Consider the following 16,337-nt stretch of genomic DNA (forward strand, 5'->3'; position numbering starts at 1 on the left):
ACTTACCAACGGCCTGTGGCTGCAGTCCACATGAGGGAGGCCCTGCGCCGAAGTTCCCTCTGCGCAAGCGCACCCGCAGCAGCGCGTTCCGGCTGCGCCACCGCTCGACGCAAAATCCATTCTGCCTGCCATCCGGAATAGAGAGCTGGCCGTGCCTGAACGGATACAGCGGAAGCGTTCGCTCGGGCGTTTTGAAGTCTGTTCAGTGCTGTTTGCGCAAGGGTTCGGACACCATCGGGCGTTCCATCCAGCAAAGGGATTCGGTTTCGCGCTTCAAGGTCAGGAATTGCGCGCAGCCAATTGGAAACTCCTACGGCATAACCAAAATCACGCAATACGGCCTCATCCGCAGCCCCCAATGCCTGTGCTGATGCTACTATCAGACTTGCCGAACTATGGTTGATGTAAGCCTCGAAATGGGCCTCATCTTCGAACGGCTCGCGGTAAATATCCCAACGCCTTACGGCCACATACTCATCCAGAATAGACGCGAGATGTGGGGATATCACACGCGACAAAGGCGTCACGACTTCGTGCCGGCGCACGGCTTGCCCTTCGGCAATCTCCTGTAGCGCATCACGCCACCATTGCAGGCGCATTTCGGCGATCATCGCCTCTTGTGTAACCCAAGGAGCCCGTGCGACCTCGACATTCAACGCATAAAGCGGAAACAGCACCGCACGCGCCGCTATGGGTGCTGCCATGGCTGCCATGAACCTGTCGGGGTCAGCGCGGTGCACCAGTGCCGCGCAGGCTTTGACGTCGTCGTCGAACTCTATTGTCACTCGGCTACCGCGACCTGCGGTCCGCAATCGCGCACCAGTTTCCATTGGATCGCATCCAGCAATGCCTCGAACGAGGCATCGACTATGTTCGCGCTGACGCCAACTGTCGACCAACGCCGCCCTTGCCCGTCTTCGCTGTCGATGATGACGCGCGTGACTGCCTCGGTCCCGCCCTGGGTTATGCGCACCTTGAAGTCGACCAGCCGCATATCTGATAGCACCTGAGAATACTGCCCCAGATCCTTCGCCAGCGCCTTGGCCAGCGCGTTCACTGGCCCGCGATCGCTGCCGTCTTCGTCCAGAGACTCGCTGACTGAAAGTTTCTTTTCGCCGTCAACCTTTACGACAACAACCGCTTCGGACAGGCTGACCATTTTGTTGTACTTATTCTTGCGCCGTTCAACGGTGACTTTGTAGCGTTTAACCTCGAAAAACTCAGGCAGCTGCCCTAACTCGTCACGCGCCAGCAGTTCGAAACTGGCCTGCGCGGTATCATAGGAATACCCCTCGGCCTCACGCTGTTTGATCCGGTCCAGAATGCGCCCCAGCGCCGGATCACCGGCCTCAACCGTCAATCCCGCCTCGGTCAGGCGTTTGCGCAGGTTCGATTGCCCCGCCTGGTTGGACATCGGAATAACGCGAGTATTGCCGACGGTCGCAGGATCGACATGCTCATAAGTCGATGGGTCCTTGAGGATCGCGCTGGCGTGCAAGCCAGCCTTATGGGCAAAGGCTGACGCGCCGACATAGGCAGATTGCTTGCTGGGCACCCGATTCAGAATGTCGTCCAGCATACGGCTGATCCGTGTTAGCCCTGTAAGACTGTCACTACCAACACCGATATCGAATTGCGAGGCATAGGGTTCCTTCAGCAATAAAGTCGGAATCAATGCGGTCAGATTGGCATTGCCGCACCGCTCGCCCAAACCGTTCAGGGTACCCTGAATCTGCCGCGCCCCCGCATCGACTGCTGCCAGAGAGCAGGCGACGGCGTTTTCGGTATCGTTATGGGTGTGAATACCCAACCGATCCCCCGGCAGCCCGGCGGCGATCACTTCGGATACGATACGTGAAACTTCGGCGGGCAAAGCGCCGCCATTGGTGTCACACAGCACAATCCAACGCGCACCTGCATCCATGGCGGCCCGACACACCTCAACCGCATATTCGGGATTGTCCTTGTACCCGTCAAAGAAATGCTCAGCGTCGAACAAAGCCTCGCGCCCCTGCGCCACGATATGCGCAACCGAGGCGCGGACGTTCTCGACATTTTCCTCAAGCGAAATGCCTAGCGCATGAGTCACGTGATAATCATGCGATTTGCCGACAATGCACACCGCCTGCGTGCCCGCGTTCATCACGGCAGCCAGCACGTCGTCGTTCTCAGCCGACCGACCAGCGCGCTTGGTCATCCCAAATGCAGTCAAACTGGCCGCTGTCTTGGGAGCGACCTCAAAGAAAGCGCTGTCCGTCGGGTTGGCACCAGGCCAGCCACCCTCGATGTAATCAATGCCCAACTCATCCAGCGTCTGTGCGATCTGGACCTTTTCAGCGGTCGAAAACTGAACCCCCTGCGTCTGCTGTCCGTCACGCAGAGTCGTATCGTAGAGGAATAATCGTTCTCTGGACATCATACCTCCTCCAGCTTGGCGGCATCAAAACCGGCACCCGGCACCAGTTCGACCCCGTCCTTGCTCATGCGAACCTCCAGACCGGCGGCCAGATAGGCAGCCTTCAGGCGATCCACTTCTGAGAAATCCTTGCTCTGCATCGCAACGGCCCGAGCGTCCGCCAACCGATCTGCATGAGCAGCCAGATCCACAGACGCGGTATCCGCCCAGGCCCCCATCTCGGGCATCAGCAAACCCAGCAATTGCGCGCTTGCAAGCACCCCTGCCGCGTCTCCATCCGCCGCAAGACGGAATAGTTCAGCCAAAGCGCCCGCAGTGTTCAGATCGTCACTCAGCGCTGCGACAACCGCGGGTGCCGCGCTGGCAGCAGGCTCGATGCCTGCTGTCAGTGCCCGCCACTTGCGCAGCGTTTGCTCGGCTTCCCGCGCCTTTTTCTCGGTCCAGTCCATCGGCTTACGGTAATGAGTTTGGAGGAACACAAACCGGATCACCTCGCCGGGCACGCCCTGCTCCAGCAAGTCGTGCACAGTGAAGAAGTTGCCCAAAGATTTGGACATCTTCTTGCCTTCGACCTGCAACATCTCATTGTGCAGCCAATACCTCGCGAACTCACCATGGGGATGCGCGCAACGGCTTTGTGCGATTTCATTCTCATGGTGCGGGAACATCAGATCATTCCCGCCGCCGTGAATGTCAAAGCTTTCGCCCAGCAATTCATAGCTCATTGCCGAGCATTCGATATGCCAGCCCGGACGCCCTCGCCCCCATGGCGAGTTCCACCCCGGTAACTCATCAGTTGAGGGCTTCCACAATACAAAATCCATCGGGTTCTTTTTGTAGGGCGCAACCTCTACCCGCGCGCCTGCGATCATATCATCGACGGAACGGCCGGACAGCGCGCCATACTGTTCTTTCCAGCTGTCCACCGCGAACAGCACATGCCCCTCTGCCGCATAGGCATGGCCCTTTGCGATCAGGTCCTCAATCATAGCGATCATTTGGGCGATGTACTGCGTGGCACGCGGCATCTCGTTGGGCTCCATCGCGCCCAAGGCCCCCATGTCGTGCAGATACCAACCAATTGTCTCGTCCGAGCGTTCCTGCACCAACTGCTCCAGCGTCCCCTCTGCCCCGGCTTTCTGACGGGCCAAAGCGGTCGCGTTGATCTTATCATCAACGTCCGTGAAATTGCGCACATAGGTCACGTGATCCGCACCGAAAACATGCCGTAAAAGCCGGTAGAGCACATCGAAAACAACCACAGGTCGCGCGTTACCCAGATGGGCACGGTCATAGACGGTAGGCCCACAGACATACATCCGCACATTGTCGGCGCTGATAGGCACGAAATCCTCTTTCGTCCGCGTCCGTGTGTTGTGCAGTTTGATTGTCGTCATCGGTTGACTCCTAAAGACAGCGTGGCTTCTCGCGTTGGCGCGGGCTTAGCAACTTGTCTCAGGGATGAAAACGAAAGAAACCGGCCCGCTTGATTAATCAGCAGGTAATGCAGCAGATAATGATGCAGGTCATCGGGTTCATAACAAATCACCTAGCATGCAGAATGCCGGACGCCAAGTCTTGAGTTCTACTGCCACGCATCGCACCCTACCGGCCATGACCCGCAAAACTGTAAACACAATATGCCAGACCCTTCCCGGTGCGGAACTTTCCGACCCTTGGGGCGGTGGGCATGACGCCTGGAAAATTGGCGGCAAGATGTTTGCCTGCATCGGAACGGCCAATGACGGGGTATCGGTCAAAACACCTGACATCGAAACAGCCCAAATGCTGATTGATGCCGGTATCGGTGTAAAAGCCCCGTATTTCCACCGCAGTTGGATTCGCTTGCCATTCGATTGCGACAAAGACGAACTGCGCCATCGGCTAACCACCTCGTATGATCTGGTTCGCGCGTCATTGACCAAAAAGGTTCAAGCCACGCTTCCCTCGCGAAGCTGATTGACAATCGACCGACGCTCTGGCCCTGTCACCGAAATCGACAGGACGGGAGCGGGCCATGAAATTGTCGCAGCGTATCACTCACCTCACCGGAGGCGGCAGTGACGGGTGGGATGTATTTTATCGCGCACGCCGAATGATCAGCGACGGCTATGCAGTGACCGAACTGACCATTGGCGAACATGACATCCGCACAGATCCTTCAATTCTTGAAGCCATGAATCTTTCAGCCCGTCAGGGCCATACTGGCTACGCCATGGTTCCCGGCACGGACCTGCTGCGTGATACAGTTGCCGCACGGCTGCAGGCACGAACAGGAATGCCCACCACGCGCCATAACGTACTGATCACTCCCGGAGGCCAATCGGCCCTGTTCGCGGCCCATGTCGCGGTGTGTGATCCCGGCGATGTAGGTCTGTACCTCGACCCGTATTACGCAACTTACCCCGGCACGATACGGGGGGCCGGTGCGATTGCCCGCGCAATTCAGACCACCGCCGAGGACGCGTTTCAACCACGAGCCGAGCAAATTGACGCCGCAGCCGATGGTGCTGTGTCTCTGTTGATAAATACGCCGAACAACCCGACCGGTGTCGTTTACTCTCGGCAGACACTCGAAGGTATCTCGGACGTCTGCCGCAGCCATGATCTTTGGCTGATCTCGGATGAAGTTTACGACACACAGGTCTGGGAAGGCGAACACATCTCGGCCCGCACACTTCCCGGCATGGCAGACCGAACACTTGTGGTGGGGTCGATGTCGAAATCCCACGCGATGACTGGCTCTCGATGCGGCTGGGTGGTCGGGCCCGAGGAGGTGATTTCCCACCTGATTAACCTAGCAACACACACCACATATGGCGTACCGGGTTTTATTCAGGACGCCGCCAGTTTCGCGCTAAACGCAGGTACTGAGCTTGAGGAAGACATTGCTGCGCCATTCCGCAGAAGACGCGCGCTTGCCGTGGTCATACTGGACGCTCAGAACACCGTCGGTCTGGTTCCGGCGCAGGGCGCAATGTACCTGATGCTGGATATCCGGGCCACTGGTCTCAGCGGTAACGGGTTTGCAAATGCTTTGCTGGACACGCACGCAATTGCGGTCATGCCGGGTGAGAGCTTCGGATCCGCAGCTGCCGGGCACGTTCGTGTAGCGATGACTATAGATGATGACCGGTTCGAGGCCGCCTTGAAAACAATTTGCTCGTTTGCCGCTGAACTGGCGGGCCGACACGCGGCAGAATAGCTGTCATCAAAACCGGAAAGTCGTACGCAGATTGAAGACGTTTGAATTCAACCCGCCATCGGTGCGGGTCACATCATCGAAATTCTGCCGTAGTGCCTCGCCGCTGATCACGAAATTATCGCCAATGGGATAGGCTACGCCGATTCCGTACACGGCGGCTGTGTCATTGTCGACCGAGGTATCCACACGCGCCGCGCCAACCACGACATATCCCAAAGCGGACCCAAAATCATAACCGCCACGGAGCTTCAGACGAGTCATGCTGTCCAGACTACCCTCGCCCTGCCCCAAGTCGAACGACAGACGGTTGTATTCCAGTTCGCCACCCAGAACAAAATTTCCGAAGTCGCGGTCATACCCGACAAGCGGACCAAAGCTGGAACCATTGCCGCTGGACCCGTTTGGGCCGTCCGCATCAGTGTAACCAAAGCTGAAACCGGCATAAACCCCAGTCCAATCCTCAGCAATTGCTGGGGCGGCTAAAGTTGTCACCAAAGTGACACTGAGGGCCATAAGGACTTTCATTAACCTCTCCAAAAAATCCTTTTTCTAAAGCCGTCGTCGTTCAGGTCATCGTAACTCAAAACTGTGGTTCACGATCATTAAGATAGAACTAAAATCATGAACCGATCTTAAATAAGTAAGGGAACTATAACAGATTTCCGCTTGGTCGGAGAAAAACTTTCAAAATCGTGTCGCCCCCCGTGGCCCATGTAACACAGGCTTCGCTTTTGGGCTCTCAGGTCGCAAACAGAACAGAATGTGGCTGTGCACGGCGGAATACTGTCACCCATAAGGTGAGGACCTGTATGCAAGATGAAGTTTGGAAGATTCGGCTGATCAGCCGCACCATCGGTGCGGATCGTGGCCGTGCGGCGCGTGGGCGGCCTGTGGACGTTTGAATACGGCCTTCACAAAACACCCAACTCTACCGGATTCCAAACCATGAATGATCAATCACGAAACACTTCGCGCAGCGGTGGACGCGCCGCGCGCCGCGCTGCCCGTGCAACAGCGCTGCCTGAACATCTACGCCCCGTCCGCCCCGGTATGGAAGGCGGCGTCCTGAACGTGCTGACACAAGCTCAGATCAAACGTATTCACGAAGCAGCTTTGACCGCGCTTGAAACAATTGGTTTAGCGGATGCCCCTCAAAGCGGGATCGACTATCTGGTGGGTGCCGGGTGCACATTGGGCGACGATGGCCGCATCCGGTTCCCTCGCGCCCTTGTGGAAGACACAATCGCCAAGGCCAACCGCACGGTCACATTGCACAGCAGGGATGGGAAAACCGACCTGGAGTTGACGGGAACGCGCGTCCACTATGGTACGGCAGGAGCTGCCGTCAGCATGGTCGATGTTCACGGGCAAGAGTATCGCGATTCTACGGTGCAAGACCTGCACGACGCCGCGCGGATTTGTGATCAGCTTGAAAATATCCATTTCGTTCAGCGCCCGATGGTCTGTCGCGATATTCCCGACAACCTCGAAATGGACCTGAACACCATCTACGCGGCCTGTTCGGGCACGTTCAAACATATCGGCACGTCGTTCACCGAACCCAGCCACGTCGCCCCGGCTGTCGAGATGCTCCACATGATCGCTGGCGGGGAAGACAAATGGCGGGAGCGGCCGTTCGTTTCGAACTCGAACTGTTTTGTCGTGCCGCCGATGAAATTTGCGACCGAAAGCTGTGAAGTGATGGAAGAATGCATCAAGGCCGGAATGCCGGTTCTGTTGCTTTCCGCCGGGATGGCAGGTGCAACCGCGCCGTCGACCATTGCCGGAGCGATCACACAAGCCACCGCGGAATGCCTTGCCGGTCTGGTTTACGTAAATGCCGTAAGCCCCGGAGCTCCGGCAGTTTTTGGCACCTGGCCCTTTGGTCTGGACCTGCGTACAGGTGCCATGTCAATCGGTTCGGGCGAGCAAGCCCTGCTGACCGCTGGCTGTGCCCAGATGCACCGCTTCTACGACCTGCCGGGCGGAGCCGCCGCTGGGGCTTCGGATTCTAAACTGCCCGATATGCAGGCCGGATGGGAACAGATGTGTTCCAACGTAATGGCCGGTCTGTCCGGGTTGAATATGGTGTATGAGGCAGCGGGCATGCACGCCTCACTGCTTGGGTTCTGCTTTGAAAGCCTGATCCTCAGTGACGATCTGATCGGGCAGGCACAGCGATGCGTGCGAGGGATCGAGGTCTCGGACGACACGCTTGCACTGGATCAGATGGCCGAAGTTTGCATGGGTGGACCCGGCCACTACCTTGGTACAGATGCGACACTCAGCCGGATGCAGGCGGATTACGTTTATCCAACATTCGGCGACAGAACATCACCCAAAGAATGGGTGGAACTTGGCAAACCCGATCTGATCGAAAAAGCCATCAAACGGAAAGAAGAAATCCTGTCCGCACCGTCCGCCGCACAGTTTGACCCCCTTCTGGATGCCGAGCTGCGCAATACATTTAACATTTACCTCAAGACATAACTATATAGAAAGGCGGCCAGAATCATCTGACCGCCCTTCTCTTGCCCTGATCAGCCGTTAGTCGGTGGCAACAGGCCTGCCTCTTGTGCTACGGCAATTTCATCTGCGTCCAGCGATCCATCGCCATTGGCGTCCATTGCCGAAAATCCGTCTGCGTCAACCTCGGGCAGAACAGCTTGCACCTCTTCGATTGTCAGAACGCCATCTCCGTTGGTGTCCGCTGCAGATTGCGCGACAGCAAGTGTCGGCAGAGCAAGTACGAGCGCGGAAATAGTGGTCAGAATTTGCGGTTTCATTGTGATGCCTCCTGATAAGGTTTCTTTGTTTCATGTCCGGACAGGCACCAGAAACACCCTCTCCAAGCTGATGTCACTCGCGATGGGAGAACTTAGACCTTTCCAGCCAATCTCTGCGTGTTTTGCAGATTCGCATCTGCGAGTAGCCGCTGGGCAAAATTCCCCCATCCTGCCTCGGCGGTTCTTGCCCGACCCGACCTGACCTATTTGGCAACGCTCTGCTCAAACCCACCATTGAGCGCAAAAAGAAAGGGGGCCGAAGCCCCCTGTCAGTTTCGCCTTCCAGGCTCATTTCGTTGACCGCCCGGTGTTTTTTTGCCTGCGGCCTGGACTGCGCATGGGACGAGCGCACCCGCCCCGTGAAAGAGTGGGAAAGAGCAAATATTCCGCCCCACCCTGTTCCCGAACCGACACGGGCATGTCGGTCGAGTGGAGCAAGACACCTTGTGGTAAGTCTCAGGCCTTGCTCCGTATTCGTCGGGACCGAATATCCGGGGGGAAATTCAGGTCCCTACACCCCGCCTGGCGGGGCGTTTGCCTTAGCTACACCCGCTGGTCGCGCCGCAGGTGTTGCATTTCATGCAGGTGCCGTTGCGCACCAGCGTGTAGTTTCCGCATTCTCCACAGGGATCACCTTCGTACCCCTGCATCTTGGCTTTGGTCCTTGCATCCATGCCGGTTGCGACTGCTGTTTCTGCAACCGGAGCTTCAAATGAGGCTGCGGTTTCAGACATCCCGTTCACTTCGCCCTGACCGCCGTTAAACACCATCAGGTCTTGTGGCAGACGTTTGCGCAGATAACCGGTCGAGCTGATTTGTTTCAGCACTTCCAATGACTTGGTCGCCGCAGTGTCACTGATTTCCGAGACATTCGACAGGCCATCTTCCTCACCGCGGCCCAGATCGTCGAAGGTTGCGCCTTCGGGTTTCACATGGGCCAGATCGGTGCGGTCCAGGTAGGACACGGCCAGTTCGCGGAAGATATAGTCCAGGATCGACGTTGCGTTCTTGATCGAGTCGTTGCCCTGTACCATCCCAGCCGGTTCGAACTTGGTGAAGGTGAAGGCATCCACGAATTCCTCAAGCGGTACACCATATTGCAGGCCGACCGACACGGCGATGGCAAAGTTGTTCATCATCGCCCGAAAGCCAGCGCCTTCCTTGTGCATGTCGATGAAGATCTCGCCCAGCTTGCCGTCTTCAAACTCACCGGTCCGCAGATATACCTTGTGGCCGCCCACGATTGCCTTTTGGGTGTAACCCTTGCGGCGATGCGGCAGTTTCTCGCGATGGCTGCGGATCATCTCCTTGACCACAACCTTCTCGATCACCTTCTCGGCCAGAACGACGGCTTTTTCCTGCGTCGATCCGCTTTCCAGCACTTCTGCCGCTTCGTCATCATCCTCGACCAGCGCCGCGGCCAGCGGTTGTGACAGCTTCGAGCCGTCGCGGTACAAAGCGTTGGCCTTGACCCCCAGCGACCAGCTGAGTTCATAAGCCTTTTGGCAATCCTCGATGGTCGCGTCATTCGGCATGTTGATCGTCTTCGAGATCGCGCCAGAGATAAAACTTTGCGCTGCCGCCATCATAGTGATGTGGCTATCAACCCCAAGGAAACGCTTGCCTTTCTTGCCGCACGGATTGGCGCAGTCGAAGATCGCGTAATGCTCTTCCTTCAGGTGCGGAGCCCCTTCCAGCGTCATAGTTCCGCAGACGTGGTCGTTGGCCGCCTCGATATCCGCTTTGGTAAAGCCCAGATGGCGCAGCAGGTCGAAGGTCGGATCATTCAGCTTGGTCGCCGGGATGCCCAGAACACCGGTGCAGAAATCCTCGCCCAGTGTCCACTGGTTGAAGACGAACCGGATGTCGAAGGCGCTTTCCAGCGCGGCGTCCACCTTGGCCAGTTCGTTCGGGCCAAAACCGTGACCGGTCAGCGAAGTATGGTTAATACCAGGCGCGTTGCCAATGGTACCGTGACCGACCGCGTAGCCCACGATCTCTTCGATCTGAGACGAAGAATAGCCCAGCTTTTCCAGCGCCGAGGGCACCGAGCGGTTGATGATCTTAAAGTAGCCGCCACCGGCCAGTTTCTTGAACTTTACCAGTGCAAAATCCGGTTCGATCCCAGTCGTGTCGCAATCCATCACCAGTCCGATGGTGCCGGTCGGCGCGATCACGGTTGCCTGCGCGTTGCGGTAGCCGTTCTTTTCACCAAGGCTCAGCGCCTCATCCCACGCGGACATGGCCAGATCGACCAAACGCTTGTCCGGGCAGTTGCCGTGATCCAAGGGCACTGGTTTGACCGCCAGTTTTTCATAGCCCTCGGTCACGCCCTGCGACGCACGGCGATGGTTGCGAATGACGCGCAGCATGTGATCCGCGTTCCGCTCGTACCCCTTAAACGGTTCCAGCTCACCAGCAATTTCGGCCGAAGTCGCATAGGCCACGCCTGTCATGATCGCGGTCAGCGCGCCACAGATGGCTCGACCTTCGTCCGAGTCGTAGCTGTAGCCCATGTTCATCAGCAGGCCGCCGATGTTCGCATAGCCCAGACCCAACGTGCGGAAGTCGTACGACAGTTGCGCGATTTCCTTCGACGGGAACTGCGCCATCGTCACCGAGATTTCCAGCGTCAGGGTCCACAGACGCGAGGCATGCATGTAGTCTGCTGCCTGGAACTCACCATCCTTTAGAAAAGTCAGCAGGTTCATTGACGCCAGGTTGCAGGCCGTATCATCGAGGAACATGTATTCCGAGCACGGGTTCGAACCGCGAATCTCGCCATCTTCAGGGCATGTATGCCACTCGTTGACCGTGTCATGGAACTGGATACCGGGATCAGCACAGGCCCATGCTGCGTGGCCGACCTTCTCCCAAAGATCGCGCGCCTTGACGGTCTTGGCGACCTTGCCATCGGTGCGATTGATCAGCTCCCAATCGGCGTCTTTCTCAACAGCGGTCAGGAACGCGTTGGTCACACGGATCGAGTTGTTCGAGTTTTGGCCCGAGACCGAGCTATACGCTTCCGAATCCCAGTCTGTGTCGTAGGTCGGGAATTCGATGCTGTCGTGACCCTGCCTGGCGTAATCCAGCACACGTTTAATGTAAGTCTCCGGGATCGCGACCTTTTTGGCTTCGCGAACCGCTGTCTTCAGGCTGTCGTTCTTGTTGGGATCATACGCGTCGTCTTGCGCGCCGTCCCAGCTGCGGATGGCCTCGAAAATGCCGTTCAGCATCTTTTCGTGCATCTTCGATCCGGCAACGATCGAGGCCACCTTCTGCTCTTCGATCACCTTCCATTCGATGAATTGCTCGATGTCGGGGTGATCTGCATCGACGATTACCATCTTTGCTGCTCGACGGGTTGTGCCGCCTGATTTGATCGCGCCAGCGGCGCGGTCGCCGATCTTGAGAAAGCCCATAAGACCCGAGGACTTGCCGCCACCCGACAGCGCTTCACCCTCTGCACGCAGATGGCTGAAGTTGGTCCCAGTGCCCGAGCCGTATTTGAACAGGCGCGCCTCGCGCACCCACAGATCCATGATCCCGCCTTCGTTCACCAGATCATCATCGACGGATTGGATGAAGCAGGCATGCGGCTGCGGATGTTCGTAGGCGGATTTCGACTTGGTCAGCTTGCCGGTTCGATAATCGACATAGTGGTGCCCCTGCGCCGGGCCATCGATTCCATAGGCCCAATGCAGACCGGTGTTGAACCACTGAGGCGAGTTCGGCGCCGCACGCTGGGTTGCCAGCATATAGCGCATCTCGTCGAAATAGGCGCGCGCATCTTCCTCGGATGAGAAATAACCGCCCTTCCAACCCCAGTAAGCCCAGGCCCCAGCCAAGCGGTCAAACACCTGCTTGGACGAGGTCTCACCATCAAATTCAGCGCCTTCGGCTGGAACAGAACGCCACAGGAATTCGGGGACATCCTTCTCTTTGACTTTTTTTAACTTGCTGGGAACACCGGCCTTGCGAAAATATTTCTGCGCGATCACATCGCTTGCGACCTGGCTCCAGCTTGCGGGGACTTCGATGTCATCCAGACGAAAAACGATAGTACCATCCGGGTTCCTGATTTCGGAGATCGCAGAGACAAAGTCCAATTCTGCGTAAGCGTCCTGCCCCGGTTTGGTAAATTTCCTGTCAATCTTCATGTCCGCCGCCCTAGATTCAATCAACTTGTCCATTTGCGTCAGGTCCATGTCCGTAGACCGTCAGCTGTGCCAGAAATCTGGGCGCAAATGACCGGACGCTGCTCTTAACAGCGTGAAACCGCTTAAACGGTTGCACGTAATAAATTGTGCTTTCCGACCCTCGCCCTGTGCCCTACTCTGGCTTTACTACCAGATTTTGTGGCACCCCTTTCGGCCCATACAACTTGACGTATTCACACATAGATCGTCAACGGCATTTTTCAGTCATTTTTGAAATCTTTTGTGTTGACCGATGAGTTCTTCGGTCACGCGGATAGGCTATTTCCGATTCCTCCACAGGTTCATCCACCACCCATATCGATGGGACTGCAACGAACTCAAAACGATTAACTGTTTTTCCCGGCATAGTTACCGGCATTTGGTAAACCCGGATTATGATGGATGGACTGGAGAAGAATCAGCACCTGGGCGTTTTGACACTCTGGCCGAAAAATTCACTCACGGCGCATACATTTGAAGGATATTGGACTGATGTTGTTGTTACGCTTTCTTCCTCTACTGGCGTTAATCGTGGCCTGCACACCACAAGATGTGCCCCCTCCAACGCGCAGCGCACAGTTCGATAACTACCCGGAACGACTGTTCAACACCTTTGAGACCGAATGTGACGGGCCGGGAGAGCAATTTGAAAAAATCGGGAATCGGGTTTTTGAATGTTCCGAGTTACTACCACCAGAGACAACCGCCTATCTGATTCTGAACTACGACGGGTTCCCCCAGGACCTTCCAAAAAGTGTTATGCGGATGACTTCAACGAAAAACACATCTGGGTATCGAGTGGATGCCGAACTATATTTCAATGTACCGCAAAAGAACGGTTCCGTGGTCAAAGTTCCTGTGGAAAGCAAAATGCTGGATCAGGCGCTCAGCGCGCTGTTCCAGTCATTGGGTGGTTCATCCATCTAAGGAAAGAAGTGGTCGGGGCGGCAGGATTCGAACCTACGACCCCCTGTACCCAAAACAGGTGCGCTACCAGACTGCGCCACGCCCCGGACCGTGCGCCTTCCTAACGATGCCGATCTGATTTGAAAAGCCCTAACAGGGCCAAATTGCAGGACCTTGCGAAAAAACTTTGTGTCGCATCTGCGTTCCCGGCGTGATCAGATAGCGCTCGGCCAGCCCGGCATTGACTTCCAGCACTGCAAACACGGATTCGCCACCCTCTATCGGGGTCAAATCACCGGGCACCGCATTGCTGTGAACGTGAACTACGGTACCGGTTCTATCCAGAAATATGATGTCGAGGGGAATCAGTGTGTTTTTCATCCAGAAAGCCACAGGCTGCGGCGGATCAAAGATGAACAGCATTCCGGATCGCTGCGGCAATGATTCTCTGAACATCAAACCGCGCGCGCGTTCAGACGGCGTCACCGCCAGTTCAATATCAAAACCGATCTGAGATTTGTCGTTCTTTAATGCCACACGGTCATCGCGGCATGCTGCCATGGCCTCTCCGGTCCAGAGCAACAAGATACTCGCAAGAACCGAAAAATACCTCATCATCGAGGTATCAGTCGTCCAACGCAGCTTCCCAGGCTAGTACCTGAGCTGCCATGCGCCCGCGCTTACCATCGATAACACGCATCGCAAGCGCCTCGCCGGGTTGTAAATCCGCCAAACCGGACCGGCGCAGAACTTCGATATGAAGGAAGACGTCCTCGCCGCGACCGAAGACATTCGCAAAGCCAAATCCCTTGCCTTTGTCGAACCATTTCACCCGAGCTGCCTCCAGCGGAGACGCGGCGATCGCAACAGGATCAAGTTCGGCAAAGTCCGCCAGCATCATCGAGTCGGTCCGCTCGGGCGGGTCGATACTGACGACCTCGACCGCTTGAACGCCTCGATCAGTGCGGTGCGTCATGATCTCGATTCCGGCACCGTCGGCAACCGAACTCTGACCAAAATTACGCAACACGTTCACATGCAACAGAATATCCGGGCCACCTTCGTCCGACACCACGAATCCGTACCCCTTTGCGGGGTCGAACCATTTAACGTGTCCACGGACGCGGTACATATTGTTCATATCTTCAGGCACGGTTTTCCCATCGTGAAATTTAACTGCACGTTAAGGGTTCGATGTGTATGGGAATGACGCGCAAATTCAAGCTGAAAAAACCCTTTGTTTTCTGACTGTTGCATTTCACGATACGCGAACGTCATGGATTCAACCTCTGCACTTGCCATGCGGAGCCCAATTGATCCCGCCGCCACTGAAACCTGTCGTGCAGCCGGAACGCTCCATCGGCCCAAAACTCGATCTCGACCGGTTCCAATCTGTACCCGCCCCAAAACGGCGGCCGCGAAGGGTTCGGTCCCATCTTCGCCGTCACTTTTGCAACCTCTGCCATAAGTGCAGATCTGCTGCTGAGGGGGTGCGATTGTTTTGAAGCCCACGCCCCCAGACGGCTTTTCAGCGAACGAGACGCATAATATTCATCGGCTTGCGGCCCATTTTCCCGAGTGACTATACCACGAACTCTGATCTGACGCCGCAATGATTTCCAATGCATTACAAACGCCGCTTTCCCGGCACTGTCGAGTTCAATTGCCTTGGCACTTTCGTAGTTGGTGTAAAAGACGAACGCGTTTGCTTCGATCTCTTTCAGAAGCACCATCCGCACGTTGGGCAAACCATCCGAATCCACGGTTGCCAGCGCAATCGCGTTCGGATCATTTGGCTCACTGTCTTTAGCCTCGTCCAGCCACCGGCCCGCTATTTCAAACGGATCGGTGCCAGCGAATATGCCGCCACGCTCGGTCATTTCCATCCCCCGGAAACATTTATTAACCACCCTAGGGCGAGAACCCGCCACGGGCAAGAGTTCGCGGCCTTGATGCAGCGCACCCAATGGCATAAACCAACTCAACATGACGCGAAGACAGGCGGAGAACCGAACATGTCAAATCAGTTGATGGCCGGAAAACGCGGCCTCATCATGGGACTGGCCAATGATAAATCAATCGCATGGGGAATTGCCCGCGCGTTATCCGATGCCGGGGCCGAACTGGCTTTTTCCTACCAGGGCGATGCGCTGAAAAAGCGGGTGGACCCGCTGGCTGCACAACTCGGCAGTGAAATCGTCCTGCCCTGCGACGTAAGCGACGAGGCGTCGATTGATGCCCTGTTCACTTCGCTCGAAGAGAAATGGGGCAAGCTGGATTTCGTCGTTCACGCGATCGGCTTTTCTGACAAGAACGAACTGCGCGGCCGTTATGTCGACACCAGCCGTGCGAACTTTAAGCTGACCATGGACGTGTCAGTCTATTCCTTTACCGCCGTCATGCAGCGTGCGGAGAAGATGATGAGTGAAGGCGGCAGCGCAGTGACCCTGACCTACTACGGCGCCGAGCAGGTGATGCCGCATTATAATGTCATGGGCGTGGCCAAGGCCGCGTTGGAGGCGTCGGTCAAATATCTGGCCGAAGACCTGGGCAAGGACGGCATCCGCGTGAACTCAATTTCCGCGGGACCGATCAAAACACTGGCGGCCAGCGGCATTGGCGATTTCCGCTATATTATGAAGTGGAACGAGTATAACTCCCCCTTACGCCGCAATGTGACAATCGACGACGTGGGCAATTCCGCACTGTACCTGCTGTCCGATCTCAGCAGCGGAGTGACCGGTGAAAATCTGCACGTCGATTCGGGATATCACATCGTCGGCATGAAGGCTGTTGATGCCCCCGACGTTGAAAAGGGTTAAACC

Annotated in this window: 14 protein-coding genes and 1 tRNA gene; 5 read left to right on the forward strand and 10 right to left on the reverse strand. The window is 56.5% G+C overall.

What is annotated here, in order from left to right; translation table 11 throughout:
- Positions 1–2: 2 nt before the first annotated feature.
- Genes ACR0IY_RS03000 through cysS form a run of 3 tightly spaced genes read right to left on the reverse strand, consistent with a single transcriptional unit; the run spans position 3 to position 3,813 of the window.
- Positions 3–830 carry a squalene/phytoene synthase family protein gene (locus tag ACR0IY_RS03000; protein WP_480670366.1) on the reverse strand — a complete coding sequence of 276 codons (828 nt, stop codon included), beginning with the start codon at positions 828–830 and terminating at the stop codon, positions 3–5.
- Positions 782–2,416 carry a citramalate synthase gene (gene cimA / locus ACR0IY_RS03005; protein ID WP_480670367.1) on the reverse strand — a complete coding sequence of 545 codons (1,635 nt, stop codon included), beginning with the start codon at positions 2,414–2,416 and terminating at the stop codon, positions 782–784. The genes ACR0IY_RS03000 and cimA overlap by 49 nt, the downstream gene beginning before the upstream one ends.
- Complete coding sequence (gene cysS, locus ACR0IY_RS03010; protein WP_480670368.1) at positions 2,416–3,813, reverse strand: cysteine--tRNA ligase; 1,398 nt, start codon at positions 3,811–3,813, stop codon at positions 2,416–2,418. The genes cimA and cysS overlap by 1 nt, the downstream gene beginning before the upstream one ends.
- 217 nt (positions 3,814–4,030) lie before the next feature.
- Here cysS and ACR0IY_RS03015 point away from each other — a divergent pair, with 217 nt between their 5' ends.
- Entirely contained in the window at positions 4,031–4,375 is a 345-nt protein-coding gene (locus ACR0IY_RS03015; RefSeq protein ID WP_480671112.1) for an MmcQ/YjbR family DNA-binding protein, read from the forward strand.
- 58 nt (positions 4,376–4,433) lie between these two features.
- Complete coding sequence (locus ACR0IY_RS03020) at positions 4,434–5,621, forward strand: pyridoxal phosphate-dependent aminotransferase (protein ID WP_480670369.1); 1,188 nt, start codon at positions 4,434–4,436, stop codon at positions 5,619–5,621.
- Positions 5,622–5,627: 6 nt separating this feature from the next.
- On the opposite strand, the gene ACR0IY_RS03025 is transcribed toward ACR0IY_RS03020, so the two are convergent.
- On the reverse strand, positions 5,628–6,146 hold the full coding sequence (locus ACR0IY_RS03025) for an outer membrane protein (protein ID WP_480670370.1): 519 nt from the start codon (positions 6,144–6,146) through the stop codon (positions 5,628–5,630).
- Positions 6,147–6,566: 420 nt separating this feature from the next.
- Between ACR0IY_RS03025 and ACR0IY_RS03030 the strand changes: the two genes are divergently transcribed.
- Entirely contained in the window at positions 6,567–8,111 is a 1,545-nt protein-coding gene (locus tag ACR0IY_RS03030; protein ID WP_480670371.1) for a trimethylamine methyltransferase family protein, read from the forward strand.
- Between the two features lie 50 nt (positions 8,112–8,161).
- Here the strand turns inward: ACR0IY_RS03030 and ACR0IY_RS03035 are convergent, their stop codons facing one another.
- Both ACR0IY_RS03035 and ACR0IY_RS03040 read right to left on the reverse strand, forming a co-directional pair.
- Positions 8,162–8,407 (reverse strand): EF-hand domain-containing protein, encoded by a 246-nt coding sequence (locus tag ACR0IY_RS03035; protein WP_480670372.1) that lies wholly within the window; start codon positions 8,405–8,407, stop codon positions 8,162–8,164.
- A 539-nt stretch (positions 8,408–8,946) separates the two neighbouring features.
- Complete coding sequence (locus tag ACR0IY_RS03040) at positions 8,947–12,567, reverse strand: vitamin B12-dependent ribonucleotide reductase (protein ID WP_480670373.1); 3,621 nt, start codon at positions 12,565–12,567, stop codon at positions 8,947–8,949.
- 513 nt (positions 12,568–13,080) lie between these two features.
- On the opposite strand from ACR0IY_RS03040, the gene ACR0IY_RS03045 reads away from it, so the two are divergent.
- Entirely contained in the window at positions 13,081–13,533 is a 453-nt protein-coding gene (locus ACR0IY_RS03045) for a hypothetical protein (protein ID WP_480670374.1), read from the forward strand.
- Positions 13,534–13,542: 9 nt separating this feature from the next.
- Here ACR0IY_RS03045 and ACR0IY_RS03050 read toward each other — a convergent pair.
- From ACR0IY_RS03050 to pdxH, 4 genes are all read right to left on the reverse strand, one after another.
- Positions 13,543–13,619, reverse strand: a tRNA-Pro gene (locus ACR0IY_RS03050).
- Between the two features lie 43 nt (positions 13,620–13,662).
- On the reverse strand, positions 13,663–14,073 hold the full coding sequence (locus tag ACR0IY_RS03055; protein WP_480670375.1) for a DUF192 domain-containing protein: 411 nt from the start codon (positions 14,071–14,073) through the stop codon (positions 13,663–13,665).
- A 64-nt stretch (positions 14,074–14,137) separates the two neighbouring features.
- Positions 14,138–14,644 (reverse strand): cold-shock protein, encoded by a 507-nt coding sequence (locus ACR0IY_RS03060; protein WP_480671114.1) that lies wholly within the window; start codon positions 14,642–14,644, stop codon positions 14,138–14,140.
- 142 nt (positions 14,645–14,786) lie between these two features.
- A complete protein-coding gene (gene pdxH, locus ACR0IY_RS03065) occupies positions 14,787–15,392 on the reverse strand; it encodes a pyridoxamine 5'-phosphate oxidase (RefSeq protein ID WP_480670376.1) in 606 nt (201 codons plus the stop codon).
- Positions 15,393–15,527: 135 nt separating this feature from the next.
- Between pdxH and fabI the strand changes: the two genes are divergently transcribed.
- The gene (gene fabI / locus ACR0IY_RS03070; RefSeq protein WP_480671116.1) at positions 15,528–16,334 is read left to right on the forward strand and encodes an enoyl-ACP reductase FabI; all 807 of its coding nucleotides are present in this window, start codon (positions 15,528–15,530) and stop codon (positions 16,332–16,334) included.
- Positions 16,335–16,337 lie beyond the last annotated feature (3 nt).

It is taken from the genome of Ruegeria sp. BC1 (genome assembly GCF_056539305.1).